The organism is Bradyrhizobium macuxiense (assembly GCF_001542415.1).
In the GTDB taxonomy this organism is placed as follows: Bacteria; Pseudomonadota; Alphaproteobacteria; order Rhizobiales; family Xanthobacteraceae; genus Bradyrhizobium; species Bradyrhizobium macuxiense.
The window spans coordinates 74,998-87,245 of record NZ_LNCU01000036.1; the positions used below are offsets into that span (position 1 = coordinate 74,998).

7 protein-coding genes are annotated in these 12,248 nt (G+C 64.9%); 3 read left to right on the forward strand and 4 right to left on the reverse strand.

Features of this window, described 5'->3' with window-relative positions; all coding sequences use genetic code 11:
* Positions 1–6: 6 nt before the first annotated feature.
* Together AS156_RS09875 and AS156_RS09880 are read right to left on the reverse strand one after the other, a co-directional pair.
* The gene (locus AS156_RS09875) at positions 7–1,563 is read right to left on the reverse strand and encodes a formate dehydrogenase beta subunit (protein ID WP_066503282.1); all 1,557 of its coding nucleotides are present in this window, start codon (positions 1,561–1,563) and stop codon (positions 7–9) included.
* Positions 1,560–2,036: a formate dehydrogenase subunit gamma gene (locus tag AS156_RS09880; RefSeq protein WP_066503284.1), complete on the reverse strand. Its 477-nt coding sequence runs from the start codon at positions 2,034–2,036 to the stop codon at positions 1,560–1,562. Before AS156_RS09880 ends, AS156_RS09875 begins: the two co-directional genes overlap by 4 nt.
* A gap of 244 nt (positions 2,037–2,280) precedes the next feature.
* Between AS156_RS09880 and AS156_RS09885 the strand changes: the two genes are divergently transcribed.
* The 3 genes from AS156_RS09885 to mdoH all read left to right on the forward strand — a co-directional run bounded on the left by AS156_RS09885 (position 2,281) and on the right by mdoH (position 6,985).
* The gene (locus AS156_RS09885) at positions 2,281–3,177 is read left to right on the forward strand and encodes a LysR family transcriptional regulator (protein ID WP_066503286.1); all 897 of its coding nucleotides are present in this window, start codon (positions 2,281–2,283) and stop codon (positions 3,175–3,177) included.
* Between the two features lie 230 nt (positions 3,178–3,407).
* Complete coding sequence (locus AS156_RS09890) at positions 3,408–4,877, forward strand: glucan biosynthesis protein G (protein ID WP_066503288.1); 1,470 nt, start codon at positions 3,408–3,410, stop codon at positions 4,875–4,877.
* Positions 4,865–6,985 (forward strand): glucans biosynthesis glucosyltransferase MdoH, encoded by a 2,121-nt coding sequence (gene mdoH, locus AS156_RS09895; RefSeq protein ID WP_066503290.1) that lies wholly within the window; start codon positions 4,865–4,867, stop codon positions 6,983–6,985. Before AS156_RS09890 ends, mdoH begins: the two co-directional genes overlap by 13 nt.
* Before the next feature lie 10 nt (positions 6,986–6,995).
* Here the strand turns inward: mdoH and AS156_RS09900 are convergent, their stop codons facing one another.
* Together AS156_RS09900 and AS156_RS09905 are read right to left on the reverse strand one after the other, a co-directional pair.
* Positions 6,996–9,317 (reverse strand): sensor histidine kinase, encoded by a 2,322-nt coding sequence (locus AS156_RS09900; protein WP_066503292.1) that lies wholly within the window; start codon positions 9,315–9,317, stop codon positions 6,996–6,998.
* Positions 9,318–9,510: 193 nt separating this feature from the next.
* Complete coding sequence (locus tag AS156_RS09905) at positions 9,511–10,890, reverse strand: cation-efflux pump (protein WP_066503294.1); 1,380 nt, start codon at positions 10,888–10,890, stop codon at positions 9,511–9,513.
* Positions 10,891–12,248: the final 1,358 nt, after the last annotated feature.

Genomic DNA, 12,248 nt, shown 5'->3' on the forward strand with positions numbered 1-12,248 from the left:
TCTCCCTTACTCCGCGGCCTGCAGCGTGGCCGGTGCCGGGCCAAAATCTTCCCGGAAATGTTTCAATGCGCTCATCACGGGGTAGGGCGTGAAGCCGCCGAGTGCGCAGAGCGAGCCGAACTTCATGGTGTTGCAGAGGTCCTCGACTACGGCGAGATTTTCTGCGACGCGCTCGCCGTTGATGATCTTGTTGATGGTCTCGACGCCGCGGGTGGAGCCGATCCGGCACGGTGTGCACTTGCCGCAGGACTCGATGGCGCAGAACTCCATAGCGAAGCGCGCCTGCTTGGCCATGTCGACGCTGTCGTCGAACACGACCACGCCGCCGTGCCCGATCAGGCCGTCGCGCGCGGTGAACGCCTCATAGTCGAACGGAGTGTCGAACAGGGCGCGCGGGAAATAGGCCCCAAGCGGACCGCCGACCTGCACCGCGCGCACCTCGCGTCCGGTGAAGGTGCCGCCGCCGATGTCGTCGACGAGCTCGCCGAGCGTGACGCCAAACGCCGTCTCGAACAGACCCCCATGCTTGATGTTGCCGGCAAGCTGGATCGGCATGGTGCCGCGCGAGCGTCCCATGCCGAAATCGGCATAGGCCTTGGCGCCGTTGTCGAGGATGAAGGGGATCGCCGCGAACGACAGCACGTTGTTGATCACGCTGGGGCGGCCGAACAGGCCCTTGTGCGCCGGCAGCGGCGGCTTGGCGCGCACGATGCCGCGGCGACCTTCGAGGCTTTCGAGCAGTGAAGTCTCCTCGCCGCAGACATAGGCGCCGGCGCCGACGCGCACCTCTAGATCGAAACTGTGCGCGGAGCCGCCGATGCGATCGCCGAGGAAGCCCGCGCGCTTCGCGGCGGCAATCGCGGCATTCATGGCCTCGACCGCGTGCGGATATTCCGAGCGGATATAGATGTAGCCCTTGGTGGCGCCGACGGTGATGCCGGCAATCGTCATGCCTTCGATCACGACGAAGGGGTCGCCTTCCATGATCATGCGGTCGGCGAAGGTGCCGCTGTCGCCTTCATCGGCGTTGCAGACGATGTATTTGCGGTCGGCGCTGGCCTGAGCCACCGTCTTCCACTTGATGCCGGTGGGGAAGCCGGCTCCGCCGCGGCCGCGCAGGCCCGAGGTGGTGACGTCGGCGAGGATCTGGTCCGACGTCAACCTCAGGGCTCGCTCCAGCCCCTTGTAGCCGCCGTGGGCGCGGTAGTCGTCGACCGAGCGCGGATCGACCACGCCGCAGCGGGCGAAGGTCAGGCGGGTCTGCCGCTTCAGCCAGGGGATCTCCTCTGTGACACCAAGCCGCTGGGGATGCTGGCCGTTGCCGGCCATCGCGTCGAGCAGGGTAGGGACATCTGCCGGCGTCACCGGACCGAACGCCACGCGGCCCTGGGCGGTGGCGAGTTCGACCATCGGCTCCAGCCAGTAGAGCCCGCGCGAGCCCGTCCTGACGATCTCGACGGTGATACCGCGCGCCGCCGCGGCCTGCGCGAATGCCAGGGCGACGTCATCGGCGCCGACCGCGACCGCGCCGGCATCGCGGGGAATGAAGATCCGCATCGTCATCGCTGCGCCTCCGCGACCAGCGCGTCGATCCGGGCCTCGTCGAGCCGCCCGACCAGGCGGCCATCCAGCATCGCCGAGGGGGCGGTGGCGCAGAGGCCGAGGCAGTAGATCGGCTCCAGCGTGACGCGCTGATCCGCCGTGGTATGGCCGAGGCAGATGCCGAGTTTGGTCTCCGCCCGCGCGGCCAGTGCGTCGCCGCCGGCGGCCTGGCAGGCCTCGGCGCGGCAGAGCTTCAGGACATGCCGCCCGGCCGGCTCCTTGCGGAAGTCGTGGTAGAACGTGAAGACGCCGTGCACCTCGGCTCGGGACAGATTGACCGCTTGCGCGACCATCGGGATCGCCGGCTCCGGCACGTACCCGAAGGCCTCCTGCAGCGCGTGCAGGATGACCAGCGTGGCGCCCTCGAGCCCGGCACGTTCGGCGATGATTTCGGCGCCGCGCGCCTCGTCCCAGGGTTCGTATCCCGATGTCATCCGCGCTCTCACGATCAGTTTTCGATTGCGCGTATGAGAATTGGAATCCTTCGAAACATCAATAAAGCCGTCTCATGCGGCGATTGCGAAACGCGATTAATAGCGTTGCGCAATGAGTCGATTTAGGATCGCAATAATGATCTGAAATCACGGACTTCCGCCGTGCTTTTAGGGTTAGGATCGTGCCGCGGTCGTGCTACGTGTGACTGTGTTGGGACACCTTTTTGCGATGGGGGTTTGATCCTTGATCGACAAGTTGGAACTTCTGTTGGCGCTGGCCAAGGAGCGGCACTTCGGGCGGGCTGCGGAGGCCTGCGGCGTCACCCAGCCGACCATGTCGACCAGCCTCAAGCAGCTCGAGGAAATCCTCGGCGTCATGCTGGTGCAGCGCGGATCGCGCTTCCAGGGCTTCACGCCGGAAGGCGAGCGCACGCTCGATTGGGCGCGCCGCATCGTCGGCGACGCGCGGGCGATGAAGCAGGAGATCAACAGCCTCAAGGACAAGCTGTCGGGCGAAATCCGCATCGCCGCGATCCCGACCGCGCTCGGCATGGTGGCGTCGCTGACGACGCCGTTCCGGGCGAAGCATCCCGACGTACGCTTCCGCATCCAGTCCTGCACTTCGGCGGACGTGCTCGGCCTGCTCGAAAATCTCGAGGTCGATGCCGGGCTGACCTATATCGAGAACGAGCCGATCGGCAAGGTCCGCACCATTCCGCTCTACAACGAGAGCTATCGCTTGCTGACGGCGCCCGATGCGATGTTCGGCGACCGCAAGCAGGTGACGTGGAGGGAAGTGGGCACTGTGCCGCTCTGCCTGCTTACGCCCGACATGCAGAATCGTCGCATCATCGATCGCGCGCTGACGTCGGTCGGCGCCGAGGCGACACCGACGCTCACCTCGAATTCGCTGCTCGTGCTCTATACTCACGTGAAGACCGGGCGCTGGGCGAGCGTGATGCCTGCGAAGCTCGCGGAAACGCTCGGGCTCGCCGACGCCGTGCGCAGCATTCCGATCATCGATCCGGTAGTGGACTACAGTATAGGATTGGTGATCCCGCAGCGCGATCCGATGACGCCGTTGATCGCAGCCTTGGTGCAGGTCGCGCGCGAGGTCGCGCCGACGCTGGAGACGCAGTAGCTGCCGGCAATCAGCCGAGGCTGTTCCACCGCGGTTCCCCGTTTGCAGTAGTCGCGAGGCCGCGCCTGCTTGCGAAGCAATTGCCGCTCGGCTCGGGTGATCTTGTCTGCACGGCAATGATGGAACTCCTCGGCGGCTCGGCGGTTTCATTGCGGCGTTCCGTCCAGCGAGCAGGAGAAGCTTTGAATCGCCGCCAATTACTCCAGGGATCGGCCGTATTGCCGACACTGATGGCTTTGCCGTTGCGAGAGGCCGCAGCCGCAGGGAACACCTCGGACGAAGCCTTCAATCCCTCCATGGTGAGAGAGCTTGCCCGCAATCTCGCCAGCAAGTCGTTCGAGGCTCCCGACGAGAAGTTGCCCAGCGGTCTGAGCGACCTGACCTACGATCAGTACCGGTCGATCCGCTTCGTGCCGGAGCGCGCGCTCTGGCGCGGCGCGAAACTGCCGTTCCAGGCCCAGTTCTTCCACCGCGGCTTCTTCTACAAGAACAAGGTCATGATCTTCGAAGTCGCCGACGGCAAGGCGAGTGAGATACGTTACAGCAAGGACGATTTTTCCTTCGGTGAGAAGGTGCCCGCCTTCACCGAGACGGATCTTGGCTTTGCCGGATTTCGTATCCACGCACCGATCAACAAGCCTGATTACTACGACGAGGTCTGCGTCTTCCTCGGGGCGAGCTATTTTCGTGCCGTCGGCAAGGACGAGACCTACGGGCTGTCGGCGCGCGGTCTGTCGATCGACACTGGCGAGACCAAGGGTGAGGAGTTTCCCTACTTCAAGGCGTTCTGGCTCGAGCGGCCGGTGCCCAATGCGACGTCGCTGGTCATTCATGCCTTGCTCGACAGCAAGAGCTGCGCGGCGAGCTATCGCTTCACGATCAGGCCTGGGACGAGCACGGTGTTCGATGTCGAGGCGTCGCTCTATCCGCGTGCCGATCTCGAGCATGCCGGCCTCGCGCCGATGACGAGCATGTTCTTCTTTGGGCCCAACGATCGTAATGAGGTCGATGATTTCCGGCCGTCGGTGCATGATTCCGACGGGCTTGCGATCTACAACGGCAAGGGCGAGAGCCTCTGGCGTCCCCTGAGCAATCCGCGCGACCTCCAGATCAGCACGTTCCAGGACGTCAATCCGCACGGCTTCGGGCTGATGCAGCGGGAGAAGAATTTCTTCGCCTATCAGGACATCGAATCGCGCTTCGAGAAACGTCCGAGCCTGTGGGTCGAGCCGATCGGCGACTGGGGCGAGGGCGCGGTCATCCTGTTCGAGATTCCGACCAAGGAGGAGATCCACGACAACATCGCCGCGTTCTGGCGACCGAAGGCGCCGCTCAAGGCCAAGAGCGAGAATAATCTCACCTATCGCCTGCATTGGGGACCGGACGCGCCGAAACCCCACTCGCTTGCGCGCTTCACGCGCAGCGGCATCGGCGCCCGCGGCGAGGGCAGCAAGTTGTTCGTCCTCGACCTGATCGGGGACAATCTGAAGGGGATCGATCCCAGCAGCGTCAAGGGCGTCGTGACGGCGGAGAAATCCGAGGTCACGAACATCGTCACGCAGCCGAACCCGAACACGGGTGGATGGCGGCTCAGCTTCCAATGTGCCGTCAAGAAGGACCCGATCGAGCTTCGGGCCTTCCTTGCCACCCAGGATGACAAGCAGCTTTCGGAGATCTGGATCTATCGATGGGCGCCATAGTCACGTCGTCCAACACCGACGTCGCCATAGCGGCCGACGGCTTCCTTCCGCAGGAGAGTCCGCTTGCGATGTCCGCGGCCGATCTCGGCCGGCCGCCGCGCGCGATGGGGAAGCCGGTGTCAGTTGGCACGGGCATGGTCATGCGCCGCGCATTCGTCCTTTTGGTAACGGCGGCGCTGACCGGCGCGGGCGCCTATGTGATGTACCTGGTCGTCAAGGTCGGAGGCGTGACGATCATGGAAGGCATGGTGCTCGCGCTGTTCGTGGCGCTGCTTGCCTGGGTCGCGTTCTCGTTCGCATCGGCGCTTGCCGGCTTTTTCGTCCTGCTTCGACGCAAGGGGAACGCCTTGCCGATCCGCGACGATGGCCCATTGCCGCCGCTCGCGAGCCGGACGGCGGTGCTGCTCCCGACCTACAACGAGAATCCGCATCAGCTGATGGCGCGCCTGCGCGCCATCTACGAATCCATCGAGGCGACCGGACAGGCCGAAAGCTTCGACTGGTTCGTGTTGAGCGACACGCGCGATCCCGATATCTGGATCGCCGAGGAGCAGGCCTTCCTCGAACTGTGCGATGCCTGTGGCGCGGGGCGGCTCTATTACCGGCATCGGGCCGACAACATTGCGCGGAAGTCGGGCAATATCGGCGAGTGGATCACGCGGTTCGGCGGCGCCTACCAGTTCATGATCGTGCTCGATGCCGACAGCCTGATGTCGGGCGACACCATGGTGCGGATGGTTCATGCCATGGAGAGCAATCCGCAGGCGGCGCTGCTCCAGACGCTGCCGGTGATCGTCAACGCGCGCAGCCTGTTCAGCCGCCTGCAGCAGTTTGCCGGAAGGCTGTACGGGCCGATGATCGCCGCTGGCGTGGCGTGGTGGCACGGCTCCGAAGGCAATTATTGGGGTCACAATGCCATCATCAGGATTCAGGCCTTTGCGGAGCAGGCGGGCCTGCCTGAACTCTCGGGGCGAAAGCCGTTCGGCGGACATATCCTGAGCCACGACTTCGTTGAGGCCGCGCTGATGCGGCGCGCCGGCTGGGGCATCTATATGGCGCCGATGCTCGGCGGCAGCTTCGAGGAGGTGCCGCCGTCGCTATTGGATTTTGCCGCGCGTGACCGGCGCTGGTGCCAGGGCAATCTCCAGCACCTCGCCGTGCTGACCACGCGCCGCCTGCACTGGATCTCGCGCCTGCATTTCATGACCGGCATCGGCTCCTACATCACGGCGCCGCTCTGGCTTTCGTTCCTGGTGCTCGGAATCCTGATCTCGTTGCAGGCGCGCTTCATTCGTCCGGAGTATTTTCCGAAGGGCTTTTCGCTGTTCCCGAACTGGCCGGCGCAGGACCCCGTGCTCTCGGCCTGGGTCTTCGGCCTTACCATGGCGCTGCTGATCGTGCCGAAGCTGCTCGGCTTCCTCCTCCTGCTGACGCGGCGGGACGTGCGCCGGCAATTCGGCGGCGGCTTTCGGGCATTTGCAGGTGTCATCGCCGAGGTCCTCATTTCGGCGATGATCGCGCCCGTCATGATGGTGTTCCAGTCGATTGCAGTCGTCGAGATCCTGCTCGGCCGGGATGCGGGCTGGCAGACGCAGCGGCGCGACGACGGCGAGGTCGAGTGCCGGGAGCTCTACCGGAAATACGGCGTCCCGACCGCGTGCGGTGTCGCGATGGCGGCAAGCGCCTATGCGGTGTCGTTTCCACTGCTGCTCTGGATGTCGCCGGTGATCGTCGGCCTGCTGTTTGCTATCCCGATCGGGGCCTGGACCGCGAAGCCGGAGATGCGCGCGCTGTTCGTGACGCCGGAGGAGGTGAAGCCGCCCCACGTGCTGGTTCGCGCCAATGAACTGGCTTCGTCGCCGGCATCAGCTTCGTCGCCTGCACTGGCGACGCTGCGGCAGGATACCGGATTGCTGCATCGTCATCTCTCATCGCTTCCGCCGGCCAGGCGCGGCGACCCGGGTGACATCGATCTTCACCTGGCCGTGGCGCGCGCACGGATTGAGGCAAGCGATAGCTTTGACGAGGCGGTTGGTCATCTCACCCCTCGCGAGACGCTCGCCGTCCTCGGCGATGCTGCCCTGCTGGCGGGAGTGCTTGCGAAGTAACGTGCTGTGGCTAGGCAGCGGCGGGCAGCTTGGCCTGCAGCGTGCGCGGGTCGCGGGGCAGCGTGACCCGAACCACGGTGCCGACGCCGAGCTTGGAGCGCAACCGCATCGAGCCGCCGTGCACGTTGGTGAGCGAGCGCGCGATCGCGAGCCCGAGGCCGGAGCCCTGGTAGGTCTTGGTGAGCTGGCTCTCGACCTGCTCGAACGGCTTGCCGAGTCGCCGCAGCGATTCCGGCGCGATGCCGATGCCGCTGTCGGCGATCAGCAGCACGATCGAGTCATCCAGCATCTGGCCGCGCACCAGCACGCGGCCGTGGTCGGGCGTGAACTTCACCGCGTTGGAGAGCAGGTTGACGATGATCTGCTTGACCGCGCGGCGGTCGGCGACCACCGAGATCGTGCTTTCGATGTCCGACTCCAGCGACAGTCCCTTGTCCTCGGCGCGGCCGGAGACCACCCGCAGGGACTCCGCGAGGATGCCGGAGAGGTCGAGCGGCTCCATGTCGAACTTCATGCGGCCGGCTTCGATCTTCGACATGTCGAGAATGTCGTTGATGACATCGAGCAGGTATTTCCCTGACGTCAGGATGTCGTGGCAGTATTCCTGGTACTTGTCCGAGCCGAGCGCGCCGAACAGGCCGCTGCCCATGATCTCGGAGAAGCCGATGATGGCGTTGAGCGGCGTGCGCAGCTCATGGCTCATATTGGCCAGGAATTTCGACTTCGCGGCATTGGCGTCCTCGGCGCGGGTCTTTTCCTGCGAATACTTCAGGGCGAGATCGGCGAGCTCGCCGGCCTGTCGTTCCAGCTCGCCTTGCGAGCGCTTGAGGTCGATCACCGAGGCACGCAGGCGCAGATCGTTGTCGACTAGCTTCTGCTCGTGCTCCTTGATGCGGGTGATGTCGGTGCCGACGGAGACGTAGCCGCCGTCCTTGGTGCGGCGCTCGCTGATATGCAGCCACTTGCCGTCGTCGAGCTGCGCCTCGAAGGTGCGGGCGCCCGGTGCGAGGGCGTGGGTTTCCTGCAGGCGGGTGCGGACCTCCGGCATGCTGCCGACCTCGACCACCGTCTCGTAGGAGGTGCCGGGGATGACGGCGGACTCCGGCAGCCGGTGCAGGCGCTGGAAGTGCGAGTTGCAGAGCACGAGGCGGTCCTCGGCATCCCAGAGCACGAAGGCTTCGGGAATGGTCTCGATCGCGTCGCGCAGCCGCAGGTCGGCTTCGACGCTCTTCTCGGCCAGGCTCTTCTGCTCGGTGATGTCGACGGCAATGCCGATCAGGTGCAGGCCGCCGTCGGCCGCGGCTTGGCTGAGCTCGCAGCGCACGCGGAGCCAGATCCAATGCCCACCGACGTGCTGCATCCGGAAGCTCTGGTCGATATGGTCGATCTTGCCCGAGATCAGCTGGTCGGCGATGTCGAACAGGTTGATGTCGTCGGATTTCACCAGCGCGTTGACCTCGCCGAAGGTGAGCAGGTCGGTGCGGGAGTCGAGCCCAAGCAGGGTGAACATCGATTGCGACCAGAAGATCCGGCCGCGCGACAGATCCCAGTCCCACAGCCCGCAACGGCCGCGGTTGAGCGCGGTGTCGATCCGGCCGCGCACGGCGTCGTTGATCAGGTCGCCCTCGCGGGCGCGGGTCGATTGCCAATGAAAGGCGAAGCCCAGGATCAGCACCACGAAGCTCGTGGTCGCCGACAGCGTCACCGAGAGCGCGGCGTCGGATCCCCAGATCGGCTCGTTCACCTCCTGGATCACGACGACCTGGCCCGGCAGCGACTTGACGAGGCGCGAGATCGCCAGCGCGCCGCTGCCGTTCGGCAGCGTCATGTCGCTGACCACGCCCTGCTGGCCGGGCGCGACCAGGAGCTGCGCGGTGGAGATCACGTCGAGGACGCGGTCGCTCTCACCGAGGCCGTCGATCGGCACGCGCGCCAGCACGCGGTGATCGGCGCTGGTGATGATGACGTGGCGGCCGGGCGCGATGCCCCATGACGGGATCAGGTCGGGCAGCAGTTCCTGCATGTGCTCGATGTTGTTCAAGCGATCGCGACGCACCGAGGTCAGGCGATCGAGACGCTCGGCGAGGATGTCGGAGAGCGCGGCAAGGTCGCGCTTCGTCGCCCCGCGCTTCTGCCGGCTCTGGTCGATGACCTGGACGAAGGCGCCGAGGCAGATGGTGATCAGGAAGGCGATGATCAGAGTTGGGACAGCGCGGCGCAGTGCAGGCTCGGCCGTAAGAAGCCTGTGATATGCCGGTTTTGCGATCGACTGCGCCAATCCCTTGATCGAATCGGATTGGACGCACGCGTTCGCTGCATGCGCACGCGCCATGCCCTAGACCCCCACGCTAAGCTGGTTTTTTAGCCGGTTCGGATGCTCCCCACGTCGCATCCGAATCAAGATGATTTGAATCCAGATTTTCGAGGCTGTCGAGAGTCAACGATTCGTTAATGCGAAATAATTCTTGTCCAAGAGAGAATCGGTCGGCGAAAAACGAGTCCGAAACGGGAACGGCTCCGTAGAACTACTCGCGTGGCGGCTCTGCGTGACTGATCACGCGCTTGATGGTCGGGAACGCGCGGCGCAGCGCGCGCTCGATCTCATCGACGCTGTCGTGCACCTTGATCACGCTCATCGCGGGCGCGGCCCGGCAGTGGAAGTTGACGATCTCGCCGGCGTCGCTGTTGCGGACCCGCACATTGTGGATGTCGTGGATCGCGCCGCCGGCGGCGAAGCCGGTCAGCGCGGCCTTGATGGCCTCGACGCGGTCGGGGGCGGCGTCGGTTCCCCACGGCAGTTCCGGCTCGAGCGGCTCGATATGGGTGTCGACTTCGACATCCTCGCCGAAGTCTTCGCGGATCGCGCGCTCGAGGTCGTGGGCGATCGCGTGCGCCGCATCCAGTGCCATCTCGCCGTCCACCTCGAGGTCGATGCTGACGATCAGCTTGCCGCCGAGATCGTGGACGGTAACATGGTGGATGGCGAGGCCGGAATTGCGCGCGATCACCATGATGCGCTCGCGCACGCTCTCATTGTCGCGCGCGACCGGAACGGCGGTGAAGGTCAGGTCGGCATCGCCGAACGCGTTGGATACCGCATCCTGCGCCTTACGCTTGATCTCCTCGACGCGATCGATCGGATAGGTGCGCGGCACCGTGGCAATCGCATCGATGAAATGCGTCGCGCCGACCATGCGGACGCGCAGCCGGTCGACGTCGACGACGCCGGGCACCGCCCGGATCGCGGCGGTGGCCTTCTCCAGCGCGCCTTCGGGCGCACGGTCGAGCAAGGTCTCGACCGTCTCCCGCGCCATCCGCAAGCCGAGCAGGGCGATCATGACCGCGACTGCGATCGCGGCTGCAGCGTCACCCCACCAGAAGCCGAGCCCGGCCAGCACCAGACCGATGATGACGGCCACCGACCCCATCACGTCGGATGCGAAATGCAGTGCGTCGGCGGCAAGCGCCTGGCTCTTGGTGGCGCGCGCCGCCCGATGCAGCGCGCGGGCGCGCCACAGGTTCACGGCGATGTCGAGCACGAGAACGATGAACGGAATGGCCGATATAGTGGGGGGCGGCGCTCCCTCGCGCAGGTGGCTGTAGGCCTGGACCAGGATGCCGCCGGCCAGCACGTAGAGCAGGGCGATGATGCCGAGCGCGGAGACGCTCTCGAACTTGCCGTGCCCGTAATGATGCTCGGCATCCGCCGGCTGGTCCGACACCCGCACCACCGCCCAGGTGATGATGGTTGCGACCAGGTCGATGGTCGAGTGCAGCGCTTCGGAGATCAGCGCGAGCGATCCGATCGCGATGCCGACGACGAATTTCGCGGCGGCCATGCCGCCGCTGGCGAGGATCGAGATCGCCGCGACCGACGTCTTGGTGCTGGGGGCGTGGGCTGTCATGGCCGGCTGTTTATCAGGGAGTCTGACAACATCAAGTGTCGTTCACGACGCGCAATCGCCACTCACTTGCAACAGCAGCGATGTTGCGAATGAGTCCGAATTCAGAAGTCGTATCGTGCAAGCTTGGTAGTTCATTCCGGGTGCGAATCCATATTCTCGCGGCGCGTCTCCGCCCGAGGTCCGCAAAATCATTCGCCCTCAAAAGCAAGAGGGCGCAGGGAATGCCGGGTGCGCGCTGCACCCGCGGTCCCGTGTGCAAAAGTGGAAAACGATACGCACACGAGCATACAGGTTCAGCGGAGGCACTCCGGCATTCCCTGCGCGATGGTTTACGGCTTATACGTGCTCCCCGGCGAGACCGGGCTCTTTTGTCACCGCCTGCGCAAAAGCGCTTTCGCGCTTTGCAGTGGGACACCTCCCACTGGGGCGTCAGGACCACACGATTTCACCGTCCGCTTCAGCCACGCTCGTCAGCCGTGACATCAGCGTCCACCGCATCTCACCGCAACACCCGTGACGATCGCGAAGCGCCCCTCGATCGGGTGAGACGGACGGATTATTACACGAGATTTCAATTCTGATAAACAGAAATATTTTTGCCGCAGAGGCTTGACGCGTTTTGCTGAGTTGCCCGTCGTGTCGAATTGGCAACAATCAGCGTGACTATACGGGAGAAACGATCCTGCTTATCAGGAGACGCCAAGCGCGCTATCATGCTGCTCCTTGAACAAGACTGATCGGGTGCTGGGGCGCTGATCGATCCTGACGGATGGCCGAGGCGGGAGTCTCGGATGACATTGGACGGAAGAGGGACACGCCAATGAACTCCACACCCACTCCGAATGCAGGCGAACCCAATGAGGGCCTGACCGCGAGCGCGGATCAACGACTCGAGGAAGCCCACAAGCAGATCGCGCGTGCCGATGAAGAGCTCACGCGCTTGAGCGAGCAGCTTGCAAAGATGGAGCGCGATGCCGCGCGCCCACCTTCGGCCGCACCTAGGCTGTCCTCGGTCGAACCGGCCCCCACGTCGTCCGGGCCCGGTCCTGCTTCGTCCGGACCCGGCCCGCAGCAACCACCGTCCGGAAGGGCGGCGTTCCGAGCCTTCGCCGCCTTGTCGCTGGCGGCGTGCATCGTTGTCGCTGCCCTGGCTTCGCAATCGTCTTACGGTGCGCGAGCCAAGCAGGTTGTCGCTCGGTGGGTGCCGCAGCTCGCTTCAACTCAAGCGTCGCCGCGGGATAATCCGCCGCTTCCGGCGCAGCCCGCTTCATCTCCTGTTCAAGTTGCCGCGGCGGACGCCGCACCACCGCAAGCCGCACCACAGCAAGCCGCGCCAACGCAAGCGATGCCCGTGGCTC

What these genes read in the sequence shown, in the direction of transcription:
- AS156_RS09900 (WP_066503292.1), bottom strand. Translation starts at nt 9,317, where the DNA reads ATGGCGCGTGCGCATGCAGCGAACGCGTGCGTCCAATCCGATTCGATC.
- AS156_RS09890 (WP_066503288.1), top strand. Translation starts at nt 3,408, where the DNA reads ATGGCTTTGCCGTTGCGAGAGGCCGCAGCCGCAGGGAACACCTCGGAC.
- AS156_RS09880 (WP_066503284.1), bottom strand. Translation starts at nt 2,036, where the DNA reads ATGACATCGGGATACGAACCCTGGGACGAGGCGCGCGGCGCCGAAATC.
- AS156_RS09905 (WP_066503294.1), bottom strand. Translation starts at nt 10,890, where the DNA reads ATGACAGCCCACGCCCCCAGCACCAAGACGTCGGTCGCGGCGATCTCG.
- AS156_RS09875 (WP_066503282.1), bottom strand. Translation starts at nt 1,563, where the DNA reads ATGACGATGCGGATCTTCATTCCCCGCGATGCCGGCGCGGTCGCGGTC.
- mdoH (WP_066503290.1), top strand. Translation starts at nt 4,865, where the DNA reads ATGGGCGCCATAGTCACGTCGTCCAACACCGACGTCGCCATAGCGGCC.